The 20,510-nt window shown below is 64.6% G+C and carries 21 protein-coding genes; 9 read left to right on the top strand and 12 right to left on the bottom strand.

All coding sequences use genetic code 11. The features are described 5' to 3' along the window. The 9 genes from ileS to tilS form a co-directional block, all read right to left on the bottom strand. Positions 1 to 2,271 (bottom strand): isoleucine--tRNA ligase (gene ileS, locus ACLL97_RS00535; protein ID WP_411278517.1); only part of this gene is annotated, 2,271 nt, incomplete at its 3' end. Positions 2,272 to 2,335: 64 nt separating this feature from the next. Beyond that, on the bottom strand, positions 2,336 to 3,154 hold the full coding sequence (locus ACLL97_RS00530; RefSeq protein WP_411278518.1) for a purine-nucleoside phosphorylase: 819 nt from the start codon (positions 3,152 to 3,154) through the stop codon (positions 2,336 to 2,338). A gap of 80 nt (positions 3,155 to 3,234) precedes the next feature. Next, positions 3,235 to 3,837, bottom strand: coding sequence for a DivIVA domain-containing protein (locus ACLL97_RS00525; protein WP_411278516.1), 603 nt, complete (start codon positions 3,835 to 3,837; stop codon positions 3,235 to 3,237). A gap of 17 nt (positions 3,838 to 3,854) precedes the next feature. Further along, positions 3,855 to 4,538, bottom strand: coding sequence for a YggS family pyridoxal phosphate-dependent enzyme (locus tag ACLL97_RS00520; RefSeq protein ID WP_411278515.1), 684 nt, complete (start codon positions 4,536 to 4,538; stop codon positions 3,855 to 3,857). A gap of 11 nt (positions 4,539 to 4,549) precedes the next feature. After that, positions 4,550 to 6,397: a protein O-mannosyl-transferase family gene (locus tag ACLL97_RS00515; RefSeq protein ID WP_411278514.1), complete on the bottom strand. Its 1,848-nt coding sequence runs from the start codon at positions 6,395 to 6,397 to the stop codon at positions 4,550 to 4,552. Continuing rightward, complete coding sequence (cdaA, locus tag ACLL97_RS00510) at positions 6,394 to 7,167, bottom strand: diadenylate cyclase CdaA (RefSeq protein ID WP_411278513.1); 774 nt, start codon at positions 7,165 to 7,167, stop codon at positions 6,394 to 6,396. The genes ACLL97_RS00515 and cdaA overlap by 4 nt, the downstream gene beginning before the upstream one ends. Before the next feature lie 18 nt (positions 7,168 to 7,185). Then, positions 7,186 to 9,171, bottom strand: a complete 1,986-nt coding sequence (gene ftsH, locus ACLL97_RS00505) for an ATP-dependent zinc metalloprotease FtsH (RefSeq protein WP_411278512.1) — start codon at positions 9,169 to 9,171, stop codon at positions 7,186 to 7,188. A 12-nt stretch (positions 9,172 to 9,183) separates the two neighbouring features. Then, positions 9,184 to 9,747, bottom strand: coding sequence for a hypoxanthine phosphoribosyltransferase (hpt, locus tag ACLL97_RS00500; RefSeq protein WP_411278511.1), 564 nt, complete (start codon positions 9,745 to 9,747; stop codon positions 9,184 to 9,186). After that, positions 9,740 to 11,116 (bottom strand): tRNA lysidine(34) synthetase TilS, encoded by a 1,377-nt coding sequence (tilS, locus tag ACLL97_RS00495; protein ID WP_411278510.1) that lies wholly within the window; start codon positions 11,114 to 11,116, stop codon positions 9,740 to 9,742. The genes hpt and tilS overlap by 8 nt, the downstream gene beginning before the upstream one ends. A 135-nt stretch (positions 11,117 to 11,251) precedes the next feature. On the opposite strand from tilS, the gene ACLL97_RS00490 reads away from it, so the two are divergent. Next, entirely contained in the window at positions 11,252 to 11,407 is a 156-nt protein-coding gene (locus tag ACLL97_RS00490; protein WP_411278509.1) for a hypothetical protein, read from the top strand. A 155-nt stretch (positions 11,408 to 11,562) separates the two neighbouring features. Here ACLL97_RS00490 and ACLL97_RS00485 read toward each other — a convergent pair whose 3' ends face one another. Beyond that, the gene (locus ACLL97_RS00485) at positions 11,563 to 11,859 is read right to left on the bottom strand and encodes a hypothetical protein (protein ID WP_411278508.1); all 297 of its coding nucleotides are present in this window, start codon (positions 11,857 to 11,859) and stop codon (positions 11,563 to 11,565) included. A 50-nt stretch (positions 11,860 to 11,909) separates the two neighbouring features. Beyond that, entirely contained in the window at positions 11,910 to 12,215 is a 306-nt protein-coding gene (locus ACLL97_RS00480) for a hypothetical protein (RefSeq protein WP_411278507.1), read from the bottom strand. A 247-nt stretch (positions 12,216 to 12,462) separates the two neighbouring features. On the opposite strand from ACLL97_RS00480, the gene ACLL97_RS00475 reads away from it, so the two are divergent. Further along, positions 12,463 to 12,984, top strand: coding sequence for a type 1 glutamine amidotransferase domain-containing protein (locus ACLL97_RS00475; protein ID WP_411278506.1), 522 nt, complete (start codon positions 12,463 to 12,465; stop codon positions 12,982 to 12,984). On the opposite strand, the gene ACLL97_RS00470 is transcribed toward ACLL97_RS00475, so the two are convergent. Next, a complete protein-coding gene (locus ACLL97_RS00470; protein WP_411278505.1) occupies positions 12,981 to 13,466 on the bottom strand; it encodes an Rrf2 family transcriptional regulator in 486 nt (161 codons plus the stop codon). The genes ACLL97_RS00475 and ACLL97_RS00470 overlap by 4 nt on opposite strands. 138 nt (positions 13,467 to 13,604) lie before the next feature. On the opposite strand from ACLL97_RS00470, the gene nosZ reads away from it, so the two are divergent. From nosZ to ACLL97_RS00435, 7 genes are read left to right on the top strand one after another with little or no spacing between them, the layout of a single operon-like run. Then, positions 13,605 to 15,650, top strand: a complete 2,046-nt coding sequence (gene nosZ / locus ACLL97_RS00465) for a Sec-dependent nitrous-oxide reductase (RefSeq protein WP_411278504.1) — start codon at positions 13,605 to 13,607, stop codon at positions 15,648 to 15,650. Next, on the top strand, positions 15,650 to 16,246 hold the full coding sequence (locus ACLL97_RS00460; protein ID WP_411278503.1) for a hypothetical protein: 597 nt from the start codon (positions 15,650 to 15,652) through the stop codon (positions 16,244 to 16,246). Before nosZ ends, ACLL97_RS00460 begins: the two co-directional genes overlap by 1 nt. Then, a complete protein-coding gene (locus ACLL97_RS00455; protein ID WP_411278502.1) occupies positions 16,243 to 16,743 on the top strand; it encodes a nitrous oxide reductase accessory protein NosL in 501 nt (166 codons plus the stop codon). The genes ACLL97_RS00460 and ACLL97_RS00455 overlap by 4 nt, the downstream gene beginning before the upstream one ends. Further along, positions 16,740 to 18,035, top strand: coding sequence for a nitrous oxide reductase family maturation protein NosD (locus ACLL97_RS00450; protein ID WP_411278501.1), 1,296 nt, complete (start codon positions 16,740 to 16,742; stop codon positions 18,033 to 18,035). The genes ACLL97_RS00455 and ACLL97_RS00450 overlap by 4 nt, the downstream gene beginning before the upstream one ends. Beyond that, positions 18,032 to 18,847 carry an ABC transporter ATP-binding protein gene (locus ACLL97_RS00445; protein WP_411278500.1) on the top strand — a complete coding sequence of 272 codons (816 nt, stop codon included), beginning with the start codon at positions 18,032 to 18,034 and terminating at the stop codon, positions 18,845 to 18,847. The genes ACLL97_RS00450 and ACLL97_RS00445 overlap by 4 nt, the downstream gene beginning before the upstream one ends. Continuing rightward, positions 18,844 to 19,650: an ABC transporter permease subunit gene (locus ACLL97_RS00440; RefSeq protein WP_411278499.1), complete on the top strand. Its 807-nt coding sequence runs from the start codon at positions 18,844 to 18,846 to the stop codon at positions 19,648 to 19,650. The genes ACLL97_RS00445 and ACLL97_RS00440 overlap by 4 nt, the downstream gene beginning before the upstream one ends. Positions 19,651 to 19,709: 59 nt before the next feature. Then, on the top strand, positions 19,710 to 20,165 hold the full coding sequence (locus ACLL97_RS00435) for a plastocyanin/azurin family copper-binding protein (protein ID WP_411278498.1): 456 nt from the start codon (positions 19,710 to 19,712) through the stop codon (positions 20,163 to 20,165). The last annotated feature ends 345 nt before the right edge of the window (positions 20,166 to 20,510 follow it).

The following is a 20,510-nucleotide window of genomic DNA, read 5'->3' as shown; positions in this document are numbered from 1 at the left end:
CACGCGACGCGCCGCCAAGGTGGCGTCGTAGTTATTGAGATGCTGATCGACTTCCGCTTCCACACGCGTGAGGCGCGACAGGATCCAGCGATCCAGCGCCGGACGGTCGGCCACCGCCGGATCGTTCGCGCTCGGCGTCCATCCGAAATTCGCGTACTGCGCAAAGATGCCGTTGTAGACGTTGCGGAACGTGACCAGGAACCGCCCCGCCGTTTCGCGGATCGCGTTCTCGTCGAAGCGGCGCGGCACCCACACTTGGCTGGTGGCGACGAGGAACAGACGCACCGCATCGGCGCCATGACGCTCCAGCACCTGCCACGGATCGACCGTGTTGCCCTTGCTTTTGGACATTTTCTGTCCTTGTGCATCGAGCACGAGGTCGTTCACGACCACATGCCGATACGGCGCCGCGGTGCGATCGGTGTTGTTGGGCAGCGCATCGCCCAGCCCCGTCGCGATCGCCAGCAGCGAGTAGAACCAGCCGCGCGTCTGATCAACGCCCTCGCAGATGAAGTCGGCCGGAAACTGCGCCTCCACCTTGTCGTGGTTCTCGAACGGATAGTGCCACTGCGCGAACGGCATTGCGCCCGAGTCGAACCAGGTGTCGATCACTTCGGGCACGCGACGCATGGTGCCCTTCCCCGACGGGGCCGGCCACGTGTACTGGTCGATGTGCGGCTTGTGCGGATCGAAGTCCTCTGGTAGCGGCCGGCCGATGCGCGTGGCGAGATCGGCATAGCTGCCGATCACGTCGATTTCGGTGGCGTCGTCGTCGTTGACCCACACCGGAAGCGGTGTGCCCCAGTAGCGGTCGCGCGAGATCGCCCAGTCGACGTTGTTGACCAACCACTCACCGAAGCGGCCGGTGCCAACTTCGCTGGGATGCCAATCCACGGCGGCGTTGCGCGCCATCAGACTGTCACGCACCGCCGTCGTGCGCACGAACCACGACCCGCGGGCGTAGTACAGCAGCGGGGTGCCGCAGCGCCAACAATGGGGATACGAATGGGTGAAGGTGGAGGCCTTCCAGAGAACGTCGCGCTCGCGCAGCACTTCGATGATGCGCGCATCGGCCTTCTTCACGAACACGCCGCCCACTTCCGGCACATCGTCGGTAAACTCGCCGCGCGCCGTCACCGGCTGCAGGAACGCGAGTCCATGACGCTGACCGGCCGCGTAGTCGTCGGCACCGAAAGCCGGCGCCATATGCACCACGCCGCTGCCGTCTTCCGCGCTCACGAAATCTTCCGTCACGATCACTTCATGGCGGCCCTCGTCGGGATACGGCACCCAGTCCAACGGACGGCGATAGCGCATACCCGACAACTCCGCGCCGGTCATCTGTCCGGTCACGTCCCAGCGATCGACCCAATCGGTGCCAAGCACGCCCGGCACCCGCGCTTCGGCCAGAATGATCGTCCACTCGGCGCCCGTCTTCTTGCGTAGCTCGACATACGTGAGCGTGGGATGCACCGCCAGCGCCGTGTTCGACACCAGCGTCCAGGGCGTGGTCGTCCATACCAGCATGCGACGACGCTGCGCGGGCGCGTTGCCTTGCTCGTCGAGCAGATCGAGCGCCACATACACACTCGGATCGTCGACGTCGTCATATCCCTGCGCGACTTCATGGCTGGAGAGCGCCGTGCCACAGCGCGCACAGTACGGTAGGATCTTGTGACCGCGCACCAGCAGCGACTTCTCATGCAGTGTGCGCAGGGCCCACCACACCGACTCCACGAAGTTGTGCGAGTAGGTGACGTAGGGATCGTGGTAGTCGAGCCAATACGCCGTGCGCTGCGACAGCTTTTCCCAGTCGCCCCGGTACCTGAACACGCTCTCGCGACAGCGACGGTTGAACTCCGCCACGCCGGTCTGCTCGATCAGCTGTTTGCCGCCAAGCTTCGCGATCTCTGACGGATCGACGCCCTGACGTGCGGCTTCCTCACGCTGCAGCTCCTTCTCGACTTCGATTTCCACCGGCAGGCCGTGCGTATCCCACCCGGCCTTCCGCGGCACGAAGAACCCTTGCATCGCGCGGTGGCGGCAGAACAGGTCCTTGATCGTGCGTGAGAACACATGATGAATACCCGGACGGCCGTTGGCCGTGGGCGGCCCCTCATAGAACACGAACGGCGTGGCGCCGGCCCGCGCGGCCTGCACCTGCTCGAACAGCTGCTCGGCGTCCCAGCGCGCAAGCAGTGCCTGCTCGAAGGCATCAGCGCCCGAGTCGGGGAGGAGCGGATACGAAACGGTGTCCTGCGGAGCAGTCATGAGAGCGGTGTAATTCGGAGCGTTCAGGCAGGCGGAGAAACGATGGTGGAGCGGCGGCGCGGTGTTACATCCGCGCGATCACGCCCTTCACGACGGCAGCAAGCTGTGGTTCAGCGGAACGGGCCACGTCAACGATCTGGGCCAGACTGGCCGGCTCGAGCGCATCGGGCAGACACTTATCAGTAATGATGGAAAGCCCCAACACGCGCATGCCACCGTGAATCGCCACGATGACTTCGGGCACGGTGCTCATGCCCACCACATCGGCGCCGATGCCACGCAGAAAACGATACTCGGAGCGCGTTTCCAGATTCGGCCCCTGCACCGCCACGTACACCCCTTCTCGCAACGTGATGCCGTTCTGCGCCGCCACCTCGCGCGCGAGCGCTCGCAAAGTGGGGTCGTATGGCTCTGACATGTCGGGGAAGCGCGCGCCGAGCGTGTCGTCGTTGGGGCCGATGAGGGGATTGTCGCCCAGCAGGTTGATGTGATCGGAGATCAGCATCAGGTCGCCAGTCTGCCACAACGGATGCATCCCCCCACACGCGTTACTCACGATCAGCGTCTCCGCCCCCAGCGCGCGCAGCACGCGCACCGGGAACGTGACCTGCTGCAACGAATAGCCTTCGTAGCGATGGAAGCGGCCTTGCATGGCCACGACCGTCTTCCCACCAAGCGTGCCGCAGAGCAATCGGCCCCTGTGCGATTCGACCGTGGACAGCGGAAAATTGGGAAGATCCTTGTACTCGATCGTCTGCTCGACGTCGATCTCGTTGGCTAGGCCACCCAGTCCGGTGCCAAGGATGATCGCGGTATCGACCGCGCGCGGAAAGCGCGCGCGCACGGCCTGGGCACATGCCTCGATGCGTTCACGAGCGTGCAGACCGAGGGCCGGATGCGACAGGCCGACGGCCGTGTGCTCCTGCGTGTATTGCAGCTGCGGACGGGAATTCTGTGAGGCGCTCATGCGTCATCCTCGACGATATCGAGCCACGACGGCGTGGGAGCCGTTGGGCGTGGGGGCAACTGGCGGATCTCTTGCACCACTGATGGTTCCGCACGCACCGCGGACATGGTGCGCGGTGTGGTGAAGTCGGGGATCGGTTCGGATTCCGCCGCGTTCAATTCCGTGAGTTGACGTTCGAGATGATGACGCAGCTGCGCGAGATAGCTGCGACGCGTGCGCCAGAGCGCTTGCACCTCTTCTTCGGCGCGACGCAGTTCATCGCGCACGCCCTGCAGCAGCTTGTCGGCTTCGGCCTGCGCTTCACGCAGGATCAGCTGCGCCTCGCGCTCGGCCTGCTCCTTGATGTCGCCGCGTAACTGCTGGGCGCTCACGAGCGCTTCGTTGATCGCCTTGTCGCGATCGCGAAACGACTTCAGCTGCTCGTGGAAGTTACGCGCCTTCTGATCGAGCTCCTGATTGGCCCGCGACAAGCGCTCCAGTTCCTCGGCGACCTGCTCGCGGAACTGGTCCACGCGTGCGCGGTCGTAGCCACGCAGTGCGTTGCCGAAATCGAAGCGCCGCGCATCGAGCGCGGTGAGATGAAAGCCGTCGTCCGCCATGCGAATTCCCGGATGAATCAGGTCCGACTGCCGAACAGCACTGTGCCCAGCCGTACGTGCGTTGCGCCTTCTTCGATCGCGACTTCGTAGTCGCCCGACATACCCATGCTCAGCCACTCGGCCTCGAACCCCGCCGCTTGCAGCTGTGCCCGCGCGTCCCGCGCGCCACGGAAAACGCTGCGCAATACCGATTCATCGGCATCGAACGGCGCCATCGTCATGACTCCCCGGACCCGCAGATTGCTGCATGCGTGGAGGTGCTCAGCGACGGTCGGCAGGTCGCGCAGCGCGAACCCACTCTTGGTGGACTCCCCGCTCACGTTGACCTGCACCAGCACCTCGAGCACCCGCTGCGCCTCGCTCGCCGCGCCGTCGAGGGCGAGGGCAAGCCGCTCACTATCGAGACTGTGGACGAGGTCGAACCTCGCGGCGTTCTTGGCCTTGTTGCGCTGCAGGTGACCAATCAAATGCCAGCGGACCGGCACCGTCACCTGATCCCGCTTTGATTCGGCTTCCTGCACTTTATTCTCGCCCACATCGCGGACGCCCGCGTTCCAGGCCGCCAGCACGGCGTCCGGGCCATGGGTTTTCGTGACCGCGATCAGGGTGACGTCCTGCCCGTGTCCTCCCCGCTGGCGTGCCGCAGCGATGCGCTCACGAACCTCCGCCACCATCGTTGCGACATGGTCCGAAATTGGCATAGCACATAAGGTTAGGGAGCATTGCACGACGACACAAGTAACGGATCGTCGATGCGGACCACTTGCGTACAGCGGAGCAGCGCCTGCATCTGGGCCACGGCCGGATCGGCGCCAGCCGGAATAGGCGCGAGCACCGAGAGAGGCACCGTCTCCCGAGACCGCGCCAACGCGGCCGCATCAAGCGTAATCGAACGAGGCGCGGTACTCGCCGAGGGCGCGTACACCAGCCCCTGCAGCGCCCAACCCTGCGTCCGGTCAATACGATCGCGATCGGCGCGCGTCAGCAAGGTGCTGACCCGCACGTCGCGCCCGTCTTCGGTGGCGTGGATCATGACCGACCGCAGCGCGGCCTCGAGCCCTGGCCAACGGCGCACCGCCTCGGGCGGTAGCAACCGACGCGCGGCGAGCGACTCTCGGTACCATGTGGCGCCCAGCAGCGGAACGGTCACCACTGTGACATCCGACCGATAGTCCTCCACCTGCTGCAGATACCAGAGCGGGAAGGTGTCGTTGTCACCGCCGGCGAGCAGCACGCCGCGCTGCGGAATGGCGTCGAGCAGCAGCCTGGCATAGGTACGTGGCATCATCGCAATCGGCTCGCGCGTGCGATCCATCACACTCCGATTGGCCACCAACGGTACCGCGCCGAGGAGCAATGGCAGGGCGGCGATCGGCGCCGGCAGCCGCTTGGCAAACGCCGCAGCAATCGCCGAGAGGCCAGCCCCCGCCAACAGTCCCCAGCTCCAGAAGCCAAGCACAAAGAAATAGTCACGCTCGCGCGCCTCATGGACGGTCCCGACCGGGAGAAAGCTGCCGCCAAAGGTGGGACCGGCACGCATGTTCAGCCAGAAGGCCACTCCCACCGTACCCGACAGGAGCAGCACCAGCATGGCCCGTCCCGCGCGGGCTTCATGCCGCCACACCGTGCGCAGGCCGAGCACCGCCAACCACACGAACGCGAGCGTCAGCAGCGTGCGCGGCACCGACGGCGTGGGAAACGGATGCACCCCGAACGCCACCTGCCAGTCGGCCCACTCGAACACGTTCCCCAGCTGCAGCCAGAGCGGAGCCATGCGAGGAAGCAGTCCGGCGACTTCGTACTGTTCGCGGCGCAGTACGGCCACGAGCGCTCGGAGCGAATCCGGATGGCCCGACGCCAGGTCGGGCCCCGCGGCATACAGTAAGGGGAGTACGGCCACTGCCGACACCCCGAGCAGACTGAGGGCACCCCAACCGACCACATCGACCACGCGCACACGCGGTCCGTTCCACGCGAATACCAGCGCGGCCGGGAGTGCCACCAGCACACTCAAGTGCAACGGCACCGCGATCGCCGCCATGAACACGATGAGAGCGCGCGCACGGCGTCGCGCGTGGTCTGACACGCCCGGTCGACCGGCATACTCGCCGGCCGCCAGCATGAGCGCCGAGACAAGCAGGGACACCGCATACACTTCGGTCTCGGTGGCATTGCTCCACACCGTCGTCATCGTGCCGGCGATCACGGCGCCAACCACAGCACCCCGCGAACCAATCCATCGTCGCAGCATCGATGCCCCGACGCCGCCCACCAGTGCACTTGCCAGCACCGACAGCATGGTCACGGCCCGCGCTGGTCCGGAATTCGAGAACACGGTCGAAATCACGTGCGCCATGAGCACCCACAGCGGCGTGCCGGGCGGGTGCGGAATACCGAGCGTGCGCGCCGCCGTCACGAGCTCCGTGGCATCCCAGAACGTGAGATCCGGGGCGGCGGTGGCGAGATACGCCGACAATAACACCACGATCGCGACCACCGGGGCGATGATCGACGACGGCAGCCGAAAACGGTCGCGCGGCGACGTGCGTGCTTGGGTCATGCCGTCGACTTGACGGTCCGACCGGCCAGCAGATCGCGCACTTGCACCGGCGAGAGACGCACCTGCAAGGCGCCGTCGCGTGCCACCGACACGACGGCTGTTTCTTCGGAGACCACGATCACGATGGCGTCGGTTTCTTCGGCGAGCCCCAACGCGGCACGGTGTCGCGTGCCCAACGAGCGATGTCCCACGGCACCCTGCGACAGCGGTAGAATACAACCGGCGCCCACGATGGTGTCACCGCGAATGATCACCGCGCCGTCGTGCAGCGGCGAGTACGGCGTGAAGATCGTGGTGAGCAGATCGGCCGATACCTTCGCCTGCAGCGACGACCCGCTATCGATGAAATCCGCGAGCGGAACATCGCGTTCGATGGCGATGATCGCTCCGACGCCGGAGCGCGAGAGGCGGTCGATCGCATCCGCGATTTCATCTTCCACGGGCCCCTGCTCCGCGCGACGGAAGAGCCGTGTAACGGGCGTCTGTCCGAGGTGGGCAAGCGCGACCCGCAGCTCGGGCTGGAAGATGATGAGCAGCGCGAACACGCCGTAAGTGAACACCAACCCCAGGAGGTAGGTGATCATGGTGAGCTGCAACAGCGATGCGATGGCGTACGCTGCCACCAGCACAACCACCCCGCCCAGAATCTGCAGGGCGCGCGTGCCGTGAATGAGCAGCAGGATGCGATAGAACACCAGCGCGACGACCCCGATTTCGAGGCCGTCGCGCCATGTGAATTGCAGTACCTGCACGTTGCCAAGGCCCGTCACGCCGGACCCACGCCGCGGTTACGCAGGGGCGATTTCCGGACCGCCCAGCATCGGCGGCGTGATCGGACGGGCCACCGGCGCGGCCGGCGTCGCCAGCGTTTGCGGCACCATCGGCATGTCAGGGGGCAGGCGCGGCGGCAACTCTTTGCCGGCCTTGAGCAGCAGGATGTCGTCACGCGTGAGCGTCTCGCGCTCGAGCAGCTGCGTGGCCACAATGTCGAGCAGCGCACGATGCTCGGTGAGCACGGCGACGGCCCGGGCATGCGCCTCGAACGCCACGCGCTTCACTTCGGAATCGACCAGCTGCGCGGTCTGCTCGGAGACTTCGCGACGGGTCTGAATATCGCGGCCGAGAAAGAGCTCCTGCTCGACGTCACCAACAAGGATCGGTCCGATGGTGTCGGAAAGTCCCCACTGCGTGACGTAGCGACGGGCGATGCTCGTAGCCTGCTGAATATCGCTGGCCGCACCGGTGGTGACGCGGTTGCGGCCGAACACGATTTCTTCGGCGGCACGACCCCCGTACGCCATCACGAGCTTCGCTTCGAGCTGCTCGCGGGTGACCGACACCCGATCATCCTCGGGGAGCGTGAAGGCGATACCGAGCGCGCGACCACGCGGCACGATGGTGACCTTGTGCAACGGATCGTTGCCGTAAACCATCATCGCACACACCGCATGTCCGGCTTCGTGGAACGCCGTGAGACGACGCTCATCATCCTTCATGACGAGCGACTTGCGCTCGGCGCCCAGCATGACGCGATCCTTTGCCTCCTCGAGATCGCTCATGTAGATCTTGTCGTGACCCTTCCGGGCCGCGAGCAACGCGCCTTCGTTCACGAGATTCGCGAGGTCGGCCCCGGCCATGCCCGGGGTACCACGCGCCAGCAAATGCACACTCACGTCGTCCGCCTGCGGCTTGTTGCGCAGGTGAACCTTGAGAATGCCTTCACGACCGCGGAGATCCGGCAAGTCGACCACGATCTGCCGATCGAAGCGGCCCGGGCGCAGGAGCGCCGGGTCGAGCACATCGGGGCGATTCGTGGCGGCGATCAGGATCACGCCATCGTTCGATTCGAAGCCGTCCATTTCCACGAGCAGCTGATTGAGCGTCTGCTCGCGCTCGTCATGACCGCCACCCATGCCGGAGCCGCGATGGCGACCGACGGCATCGATTTCGTCGATGAAGATGATGCACGGCGCATGTGCTTTGCCCTGCTCGAACAGATCGCGCACGCGCGATGCGCCCACGCCGACGAACATTTCCACGAAGTCGGAGCCCGACATCGAGAAGAACGGACGCGCGGCTTCGCCGGCCACCGCCTTGGCGAGCAGCGTTTTACCGGTACCCGGAGGACCGACCAAGAGGGCACCCTTTGGCAGACGGCCGCCAAGCTTGGTGAACTTCTGTGGGTCCTTCAGGAACTCGATGATTTCCTGCAGTTCGACCTTCGCCTCGTCGGCACCGGCGACGTCGGCAAAGGTGATCTTGGGCGTGTCGCCGCTGAGCAGCTTCGCCTTGCTCTTGCCGAACGAGAACGCCTTGTTGCCACCGGCCTGCATCTGGCGGAACAGGAAGATCCAGAAGCCAATCAGCAGAAGGTACGGCAACATGGTAATGAGCAGGCTGCCGAAGTTCGCCCTCGGCTCGCTGGCGTTCGTGCGCACCCCACGCTCGAACAGGCGCGCCTGTTCCTTTTCCGCGGAGCCGGGCACGAGTCGCGTCGCGAACTTCCGTGCCTCGCGGTTATTCACGCGCACTGGCTGATTGAACTGTCCGGCCAAGACGTTGTCAGTCTGGAACGTGGCCGTTTTAATGTTGCCAACCTCCAGCTGCTGTCGATACGCGTTGTAATCGAGCTCCGGCGCCTGCGATTCGCGACCGTTTCCATAGGTCAGGAAAGCGATCGGAATCAGGATCACGAGGATCCAGAACGACAGCGTTTTGGAGAAGCGTCCCCAGTTGAACGGCTTCTTCGGCGAGGGCGTCATGTTTGGTGCCATAGGTTGACCGCCTTACTGCAGGCTGGCGACATACGGGAGGTGCCGAAAATTCTCGGCATGGTCTAGCCCGTAGCCAACCAGAAATTCGTGCGGCGCATCGAACCCGATGAACCGCGTGGGATGATGAAGCTCTGTCGCGATGTGTTTGTGCAGCAGCGCGCAGATTTCGAGCGAACGCGGCCTCCGGTCACCCAGCAGTTCGATGAGCCGATTGAGGGTACGACCAGAATCCACGATGTCTTCGACTAATAGAATGTGTTTCCCCTCCAGTTCCGTTTCCGGATCGTAGAGAAGACGCACCACGCCGCTCGATTCCATCGCGTCGCCGTAGGACGACGCCACGAGGAAATCGACTTGCAACGGGCGTGCAATATGGCGGACAAGATCGCTGAGAAAGATAAAACTGCCCTTCAGCAGTCCCAACACCAGCAAGTCCCCGTCGGGATACGCCGCCGTGATGTCCGCGCCCAGTTCCGTTACGCGCGCTTCGATCGTGTCGGCGTCGTACACAATACGCCGGACGGCACGTCCGTCGAGACGGGGGTCTTCCGCAAGGGGTTCGCTCTGCTCAGTCAAACTCGGGCTCACACCGGTACCAGATCAACTCCGACCGACCGGGCCGGGACGGTGCCGCGAGACTACGGCAAACCCCAGGAACCCACACCGGCTCGTTGTCCACGAGCACGACCGGCCACGACGGCCGATCCAATGCGGGTACATGGGCTTCTGAAAAGTACCGCGTCACACGCCTCCCTGCTGGGGCACCAACGGTTCGGATGCGATCTCCTGCGGTCCAGACGCGCAGCGCGACCTGTTCGCCACGCGAGAATCCCATCGTCCACAGGTCCGGCTCCGAATGCGCGTCTGGTGTCGGCGCCGTGAGCAGCCGTCGCCACCGAAAGCCTCCGAATCGTGGCGGCACCGTTTCCGAGACACCGGCCCACGCCGGTGCGCCGTCGCGCCGGCGCGGCGTGGGCACCCGTCGCACTTCGAACTGATCGCCGGCAGGTTCACCCGCGGCGGCTCCCCGTCGCAGCACGATCGCCCCCCCGGACACGCGAATACTCGAACCACGTCGACCTGCCGTGGTAAACTTCACGAGCTCGCGAGTTCCTTTGGCATTGAGCGTCACACCGGCGCGGGCGCAAACCGCGGGCCAGAGCACCGCGCGCCCGTCGCAGGACGTACTCTCGAGCGCCACCGCAGGACAGGACGCACGCTCACGCGACGCTGATACCACGAGGCCGAACGCATCGACGTACTGTTCGACCTCGCGTCGCCACACCGCCGCCTGATCGGCGATGGCGAGAATCTGGTCGGAGAACCCCGGCGTCGCGGTCTCCAGCGCCGGTAGCAGCTCGTGCCGCACCCGTCCGCGCAAGAAGGCGCGCGAGACGTTCATCGGATCCTCCAGATACGCGACCGTCTCCAACGTGGCCCAGCGCGCCAGCTCGGCGCGCGACACCCCGAGCCATGGGCGCACCACGCGCGACGGCGCGGCCAATGCCGCCAGTCCACGCGCCCCCGCTCCACGCATGATACGCATCACCACGGTCTCGAGCTGATCATCGCGGGTATGCGCCGTAACCACCTGCGCCTTGAAGGCGCGGGCGATCCGGCCGAGAAAGTCCCATCGAGCCGTGCGCCACGCCGCTTCGCTGTGCCCTGGCGTACGCGATCGCTCGCGCACCACGGTGAGCCCCAAACGGCGCGATTCTGCTGCCACGAGCGAGGACGCGTCGGTCGCATAGCGACCGGTGCCATGGTCAAAGGTAGCCACCGCCGCGATGCGCTCAGGGGCCCACCGCGCCATGGCTTGCAGCAGCACCATGGAGTCACGCCCCCCGGAGACCGCCAGCACCAGCGGTCCGACGACGGGCGCCAGAGCCACCTCAAGCGACGCCCGCAGCAGCGCGTCGGGCGGGAAGTTCGTCAGTTCGGACATGGTGGACTGATCGCCCATAGGCGTCGACGCGTCAACCACCCCCTACCTTCCGGCAGCCGACTCGCTTACTCTTTTGTGCACTTGCCGGACACACGCAGCTGTGCGCCCGACACTAATCGACTCCGGAGACAGACAGTGGAATCACACGGAACGTTGGGAACCATCTGGGCCTCATTGGGGATGACCGCCTATTACATGGCGCTCATCTGGATCAACGTTCTGCTCGGACTCTTCCTGTCTCCGCTGTTCATGATCCCGCTTACCTGGCTGCAGGATCGAAAGCAGGCCTGACGCTGGTTGGGGAGTACGGAAAGGGGCGCTCACCTGATGGTGAGCGCCCCTTTCCGTTTGTGGACTCGAAACGGCCAACTGCCTTCGAGGCGGTGCGGAGGGGGAAGGAGGCAGGGAGCGGGTAATGGCTGTGCAGTTGCTGCTTCCTGCCTCCGTCACCCTCCCCCCTGCACACTAAGCAGTTGGCCGTTTCCCTCCGCATTCCGCGCCACCGCGCCACCGCAACTCGCTGAAGACCGCACTACCGCATCTCCCAGCGCCGTTCGCCGACCGGTCAAGTCACTCAAGTCGCGGCCGTGATAGGCTTCCCTACCGTGTTTAGCGAGGTCGATGCCGTGCACTTCCGCGTCCACCCGAAGGCGCAGCGGCAGGGCCAGCTTGAGTGCGGACAAAATGCCGAAGCTGGCCGTGCCGGCGAAGGCGATAGTGGCGACGACGGCGAGCACCTGCATGCCCACCAGTCACGGGTTTCCACGCAGCAGACCGTCGGCACCGATGGGGTTCACATCCTTAATGACGCGAAGACGCCCGTGAGCACCGCACCCATGATACCGGCTACGCCGTGGCAAGCGAACACGTCGTGCGTGTCGTCGAGCGATGTTCTCGCGCGATAGTGCAGCACGAAGACCGACACCGGTGCCGCGAGCGCGGAACCGGCGTTGAATCCACACCAGCCGAACCAGAGCATGCCGGCGCCCAGGAGGGCGAACGGCACGTTGTGCGGCACCGTCGGGATGCACGTGAAGTCGCGTCGCGGCCCGAGCTCTTTCGCCAGCACCAGCGCCGTGATGCCTGCCCTGATGTGCACGACCGTGCCGCCGGCGGAGTCGAGCGCGCCGAGCGTGCGCAGCCAGCCGCCGTCGCTTCTCAGGGCGGATGAGGCGACAATTAACTACATGTTGTGTGGGGCGCAGGGCGGCCGGTCGCGGTACGATCCCCGTGAGGAACAGCACGCCACGGGGGAGCGTTTCCGGCTTCGCCCTATCTGACACCCGGGCACACCATCTTGCTGGCGTTGGCCACGTGCCGCCGCTTTCCCGAATCTGAGATTCGCCATGTCCACACTCGGCACGATCGCCATTCTCGTCGGACCCGATTACGAAGACCTCGAGGTCTGGTATCCGAAGCTCCGACTGGAAGAGGCGGGCTACCACACGCCGCTGATCGGCACCGGCGACGCGAGCTATCGGGGCAAGTGGGGCTACCCCGCCACGATGGACGGTCAGGTCGCCGACGTGGAGCCGGCCACACTGCGCGGCATCGTGGCGCCCGGCGGATGGGCGCCCGACAAGCTGCGACGCGATCCGTCGGTGCTCTCGCTGGTGCGGAGCGTGTACGAACAGGGGGGCGTCGTGGGCACCATCTGCCACGGCCCCTGGATTCTGATTTCGGCCGGCATTGTGCGCGGGAAACGCATGACCTCATCGCTGGGTATTCGGGACGACCTCACCAACGCCGGCGCGCTGTGGGTCGACGAGCCGGCCGTTGTCGACGGCACCATCATCAGCGCTCGCGTGCCGAAGGACCTGCCGGCGTTCGCACGGGCGATGCTGCGCGTATTGGGAGAAACGCGCTAGCCGATCGCCACCACCTGGCGACGAGCGAGAAGCGGAACCAGCGCCGCTTTCGGCTCGAGCATATCGGCCAGAGTCTGCTGATCGAGAACGGCGAGAAACGCGTTGAGCGCGTCGTCCACGACGCTCGCCATCCGACAGGCCGACGCGATCGGACAGGTGTTGTGCTCGGGATCAAAGCACTCCACCAGCGCGAGATTTTCTTCGGTCTGTCGAACCACCGTGCCGAGTGAAATATCGACGGCGGGCTTGCCCAGTCGCACCCCACCGTGCCGTCCGCGCACGGTCTCGACATAGCCCAGCTCGGAGAGTCGGTGCACGATTTTCACGAGATGTTCGTACGACATGTTCATGCGTTCGGCAATCTCGTGTACGGTAATGCAGCGCTCAGGCTCGAGGCCCAGCAGCAGCAGACATCGCAACGCATTGTCGGTGAATCGTGTGAGGCGCATGCCGTGAATCTGACAACGACGTGCGATGAGCATGTCAGGGTTTCCCTTGAATAGCGGGGGGCTTCTCCGACTTTCTACACGCATATGACATCCGAGATTGTGCTTCAGCGACACGTCGGCCACCGCAGGCCGCGCGCCGCACTCTTCATCTCCCAATCTCGGGGTCTCCCTATGTCTCTCTCTCGCCGCACGGGTTGGCTCGTGGCGACTGCGACCGTCGCCACCACCATGGTATACGGGTTTGCATGTGCGCCCGCCAATCGCCCCGCCGGCTCGGTTGGCAGTGCCGACGCCGCCAGCAAGGTCTACGTTGCTCCTGGTCAGCACGACGAGTTCTATGCGTTCATGTCCGGTGGTTTCAATGGACAGATCGGTGTGTACGGACTGCCGTCGGGCCGCCTGCTCAAGATCATTCCCGTCTTCTCGCAGTTTCCTGAAAACGGCTGGGGCTACTCGGAAGAGACCAAGCCGATGCTGGAGACGACCTTCGGCAACATCCCGTGGGATGACCTTCACCATACCGCGCTGTCTCAGACGGCTGGTGAGGACGATGGCCGTTGGATCTTCGTCAACGCGAACAACACGCCGCGAGTGGCGCGCGTCGACCTGAAAACATTCGAAGCGACGGAGATCCTGCAGATCCCGAATTCGGGTGGCAATCATGGGTCGCCGTTCCTGACGTCGAACACCGAGTACGTGATCGCCTCCACGCGATTCTCGTTGCCGATTCCGCAGGCCGACGTGCCGATCAGCGACTACAAGAAGGCGTTCAAGGGTACGATCAGTTTTATCAGCGCGAACGAAGAGGGCAAGATGGACGTCGCCTTCCAGCTGCTGGTGCCGGGCTATAACTACGACCTGGCGCGCGCCGGCAAGGGCCCGTCCAAGGACTGGGTGTTCTTCACGTCGTACAATTCGGAGCAGGCGTACGAGAAGTTGGAGATCAACGCGTCCAAAGCCGACAAGGACTTCATCGCCGCGATCAACTGGAAGAACCTCGAAACCTGCGTGAAGGGTGGCAAAGCGGAGAACTGGCCCGTCGACTACGTGCACAACGTGATGGACGAGTTCACGCGTACGGCCCGCTCGGAAACCAAGAAGAGCGTGAAAATGCTCACGCCGCAGTCGTGCCCGAACTCGATCTATTTCCTGCCCACGCCGAAGTCGCCACACGGCGCCGACGTGGACCCGACCGGCGAATACATCGTGGCGGGTGGCAAGCTCGCGACGGTGATCCCCGTGCACTCGTTCACCAAACTGCAGCAGGCGATCAAGGACCAAGCGTTCGAGACGACCATCGAAGGGATCCCTGTGCTCAAGTATGACGCGATCCTCGCGGGCGAAGTGAAGGATCCGGGACTTGGTCCGCTGCACACGGAGTTCGACGGCAAAGGCTACGCCTACACCTCCGTCTTCATCTCGTCGGAAATCGTGAAGTGGAAACTCGGCACGTGGGAAGTCGTGGATCGCACGCCGACCTACTACTCGGTCGGTCACCTCATGATTCCTGGTGGCGCCACCACGAAGCCAGCCGGTAAGTATGCAGTCGCGCTCAACAAGATCACGAAGGACCGGTACCTGCCCACCGGTCCCGAGCTCACCCAGTCGGCGCAGCTGTACGACATCTCGGGCGAGAAGATGAAGCTCATTCTCGATTTCCCGACCACCGGTGAGCCGCACTACGCGAATGCGATCGCGGCGTCGAAGATCGAGAAGCAGCAGAAGAAATATTACTCGCTCGCCGAGAACCGGCACGCGCAGGTCGCGAAGTCGGAGCGTGAAGCGGGCATCGAGCGCAAGGGGAAAGTGGTGCACGTGCGCATGACGGCGATCCGCTCGCACTTCGCGCCAGACAATATCGAAGGCGTGCAAGTGGGCGATACGGTGCTCTTCCACATCACGAACCTCGAGCAGGACTGGGACATTCCACACGGCTTCGCCATTCAGGGTGCGATCAACTCTGAACTGTTGGTGATGCCCGGCGAAACGCGCACCTTGAAGTGGATCCCGAAGTCGGTTGGTGTCTTTCCGATGTATTGCACCGACTTCTGCTCGGCGCTGCACCAGGAAATGTCGGGATACGTCCGCGTATCGCCGGTAGGATCGAGCGTACCCCTGATGGCGAACACCCTCAAGGCCAAGGGTCAGGTGGCTCGCGCCGCACAACGTGGGATCACCCTCCCGACCCCGCCGCAGTCCCGTACGGGATCGCGCTGATGTTTGCCTCACGGCGTGCCCGGATCATGGTGGCGGCGGCAGCCGTCGCCTTGGTCAGCGCGCTCTTCTTCCCCCTGTGGCGCGTGTCGTTGACCGCGCCACAGTACCCCGAGGGTTTGGGGATGCACATCTGGGCCCACACGGTGACCGGGGTGGAGCCCAACGACCTGCAGAACATCAACGGGTTGAACCACTACATCGGCATGAAAACCATCGTTCCGGAGACCATCCCTGAGCTGCAGTTCATGCCAGCGGGGATCATCGCGATGAGCGTCGCCGGACTGCTGGTCGCCGCCATGGGACGCCGTCGATGGATCCTGGTGTGGAGCGGCGCGTTGCTGCTCTCGGCGGTGGTCGGTCTCGTCGACTTCTGGCGGTGGGAGTACGACTACGGTCACAACCTCGATCTCGAGCACGCACCGATCCAAGTGCCCGGTATGTCGTATCAACCGCCACTTATCGGTAGCAAGAAGTTGCTCAACTTCACGGCCACGTCCCTTCCGGCCACTGGCGGACTGCTGGCCATCGCCAGTGTCATGCTCGCCGTCGCCGCGCCGCTGATGGCGCGCCGCGACGGTGCCCGGAGCGTGTCATGACGCGTTCACTCACTTCCCTTGCGGTGCTGGTGTTGGCTCTCTCGGCCAGCGCCTGCGGCTCCGGTCCACGTGCCCTCGTGGTCGGCGAGGACTCCTGCCGGTACTGTCGCATGACCATCGACGATCCGCGCTTCGGCGCCATGGTGCTGACGGCCCGCGGACGCCTCGAGACGTTCGACTCCATCGAATGTCTGGCGGGCTACGTGTCGTCGCTCGCATCCACGTCGACGCCGCGCGCCATCTGGGTGGCGGACGTGGAAAACCCTTCCCGTTGGCTCGACGTGGCGCACGCGCGGTTCCTGTACGGCGGCGCAATGCACTCGCCGATGGGCCGTCGGCTGGCGGCCCTCGACTCGGCCGCCGAGGTCGACGCCGTGCGGCACCGACTCGGCGGTGAGCTGATGTCGTGGCCGCAGGTGCTGACGCTGGTGAAGAATCAAGCCGTGCCAACCGCAGCGCCCGCCCCGTCCGCCCCGTCCGCCACGACGTTACAATGATTGCCGCGCTCGCGCTTCTCGCGCTGGTGTCGACACCGCTCGTGGACACCGCGACGCACACCGCGACGCACGCCGTGAGGGACACCGTGAGGGACACCGTGTTCGTCACGCCGTCGGGAACCGCGTCGGCGACGTCCGTGCGCACGGTGACCGAGGCGCTCCGCGTGGTGGCGCGAAACGGCGTGGTTCGTGTGCGGGCCGGTGTCTATATCGAGCCGACGCTGGTTGTCCGACAGCCGCTTACGTTGGAGGGCGAGCGCGGCGCAATCCTCGACGGCGGCGGCCTGCGCGAGATTCTCGTGGTCGGCGCCGATTCGGTGACCGTGCGCGGTATGACGTTTCGCAATACCGGCAGCAGCCAGGCCACCGACCGCGCGGCGTTACGCGTAGTGGAAGCAGCGGGCTGCCTGATCGAAGGCAACAGGTTCACGAACACCCTGTTCGGCATTTATCTGCAGCGAGCCAGCGCCTGTCTGGTTCGTGGGAACACCCTCGATGGTATGGCCGGCTCTCAGACGGTGACGGGCAACGGCCTGCACCTCTGGTCGAGCCGCGACATCGTGCTCGAAGACAATGTGATCCGCGGTCACCGCGATGGGATCTACTTCGAGTTCGTCACCAACAGCCGGGTGCGGCGCAACGTCACTACCGGGAGTCATCGGTACGGATTGCACTTCATGTTCTCCGACTCGTGCCGGTACGAAGACAACACCTTTCGGGCCAATGAATCGGGTGTTGCGGTCATGTATTCGAAGCGCGTACACATCACCGGCAATACGTTTGAGCGCAATCGTGGCAGCGCCGCGTACGGCCTGCTCCTCAAGGAAATCACGGACAGCGAAGTGCGCGGCAACCGGTTCATCGAGAACTCGGTCGCGCTCCATATGGAAGGTGCGAGCCGCAACGACGTGATCGACAACGACTTCGTGCGCAACGGCTGGGCAGTGCGCGTGCTGGCTGATGCGCAGGATAATGTGCTGCGTGGCAATGCGTTCTCGGGAAACGTGTTCGACGTCGGCACCAACAGCCGGCGCAACTACAGCACCTTTACCGGGAACTGGTGGGATCGCTATGCCGGGTACGATCTCGACCATGATGGCCGCGGTGATGTGTCGCATGCGCCCGTGCGCTTGTTCGCCCTGCTGGTCGAGCAGTCACCGGCCGCGCTGGTGCTCACCAGAAGTTTACTGGTCGATCTGCTGGACATCGCGGAGCGTGTCGTCCCGGCGCTGACGCCGGAAACATTGCGTGACGCGGCACCGCTCATGCATGCCCCACGGAAACTGCCATGACGACCGCGCTCTTGCGTTCCCCACCCCGCGAGGTTCGTACGACCACCACACCGATCATGCCGCTGCCCCGCCTCGCCTCGCCGCTCGTCGAGATCCGGAACCTGGTGAAATCGTACGGTCGCCGCCGCGTGCTCGATGCGGTAAATCTCGACATCGCCCGTGGCGCCGTGACGGCGATCATCGGCCCGAACGGCGCGGGCAAAACGACATTGAACAAGCTGCTGCTCGGGCTCGTGCACGCCGACTCCGGCCGCATGTCGTTCGACGGCATCGAGATGGCGGGACAGATCGCTCATCGGGCCCGCATCGGCTACATGCCACAGGCCGCGCGATTTCCCGAGAGCTACACGGGCCAGGATGTGCTCGACTTGTTACGCGACCTGCGCGGTGGCGCAACCCCGCCTGACGAGTCGCTGCTGCAGCGGCTCGGCGTGGCGGCGTTTCTCGAGCAGCCAGTGCGGACACTCTCCGGTGGACAGCGCCAGCGGCTCAACGCCGTGGCCGCATTTCTCTTCTCGCCCGACCTGCTCCTGCTTGACGAGCCGACGGCCGGACTCGATCCGATTGCCAGTGGTACGCTCAAGGACAAGATCCGGGCGGTCCGCGACGAGGGACGCGCGGTAATCATCTCGTCACATATACTGAGCGAACTGCAGGAGATCAGTGACACGGTGGTGTTTCTGCACGAGGGACGCGTACGCTGGTCGGGCCCACTGGCCGATCTGCTGAACGTCACGCACGCCGATTCGCTCGAGCGCGCCATCGCGCACTTGATGCAACCGGAGCACGGCGGGATCGGAGTCAAGCCATGAGCGCCGCACAGGGGTCGACGATCACCACCGTACTCCGGCACGAAGCGCGCGCGGTGCTCAAGAATCGCGGCGTCCTGTTGTTTGGCGGCGGCATACTGCTGCTCACTGAAACGATGCTGCGACTCACGGGCAGCGGTCCACGCGCGCTGTCATCGCTGCTTGGCGTGGTGTTGCTGGTGGTCCCGCTGGTCACCATGCTGTTCGGCGTGATCACCTGGCATGCGTCGCGTGAATTCAACGAGCTGCTCCTGGCGCAGCCGATCCGTCGTACGGCGCTGTTCAGCGGACTGTATCTAGGCCTCGTGTTGCCGCTGGCCACGGCGTTCGCGCTCGGCCTCCTGCTCCCCTTCGCGCTCCACCGCGCGCTGGGCCGCGACGCACTACCGTTGCTGGCGGCGACACTGGCGGGCGGTGTCGCCCTGACGTTCGTGTTCGCCGGACTCGCGCTGCTGATCGGCGTGGCCATCGAGGATCGACTGCGCGGCGTAGGCACCGCGATCGCGGTGTGGATGCTGCTCACCATCGGCTACGACGGGCTCATGCTGTTGGTCGCCACGACGTTCACCGATTACCCACTGGAGAAGCCGATGCTGGCGCTCACCCTTGCCAACCCGGTCGATCTGGCGCGCACGATGATTGTGATGCAAAGCGACGCGGCAGCCCTCATGGGCTACACCGGCGCCCTGATGCATCGCTTCCTCGGCAGCATGCTGGGGTCGATGGCGGCCATCGTCGGGTTGCTCCTCTGGATCCTGGCCCCCGCCTGGGCAGGACGGCGCGCCTTCGAGCGCCGCGATTTCTGACCGACTTCCGTACCACCGTTCCTTCAACACCGCGTTACTCACTCCTCCGGACCTTGCTGATGTCTACTCGTACTCTTGTCGCCCGATTCGCCTGTGCCGCCGCTACCCTGTTGCTCGTCGCCTGCGGCGGAGAGAAGGCCGCGTCAACCGATAGCGCCGACGGCGGCGCGCCGAGCCCCACAGCCTCGCCGACAAACACCCCAAAGCCGACGGGCACGGTCATCACGATCGAAATGATCACCGACGAATCCGGCAATTACTTCAAGCCGAAAGACATCGAGGCCAAGCCGGGCGACGTGCTCAAGTTCGTTCTGGTGACCGGCGTACACAACGTGCACTTCCTCGCCGACTCCAACCCCGGCGTACCGAATCTGCCGCCGATGTCCACGTTCGCGCAGCTCCCGGGCCAGGAGCTCCTCGTGCCGGTGAACTTCGAAGCGGGCAAGAGCTACTACTTCCAGTGCGATCCACACGCGCTCTTGGGTATGGTCGGCAAGCTCACAGTCGAGAACTAGCAGGAACCGCTCCGGCTGCAAGACGAAGTAACAGCGACAAGCAACAGCGACAAGCAACAGCGACAAGTAACAGCGACAAGCAACAGCGACAAGCAACAGCGACAAGCAACAGCGACAAGCAACAGCGAGAAGCAACAGCGACAAGCAACAACTGGAACACGGAAACCGCGGATGGACGGAAAGGCACACGATAAGATGAAAGCGCGACGGCGCTTCATCGCGTATCGGTGCTATTCCGTAAAATCAGCCGTTTCCGTGTTCCTGTTGCTGTTGCCGTCGTTGCCGTCGTTGCCGTCGTTGCCGTCGTTGCCGTCGTTGCCGTCGTTGCCGTCGTTGCCGTCGTTG

Origin of the sequence: Gemmatimonas sp. (genome assembly GCF_046594945.1) — a bacterium.
GTDB lineage: Bacteria > Gemmatimonadota > Gemmatimonadetes > Gemmatimonadales > Gemmatimonadaceae > Gemmatimonas.
Note: the sequence above shows the minus strand (reverse complement) of the source record. Positions and strands in the feature narration are given on the sequence as shown.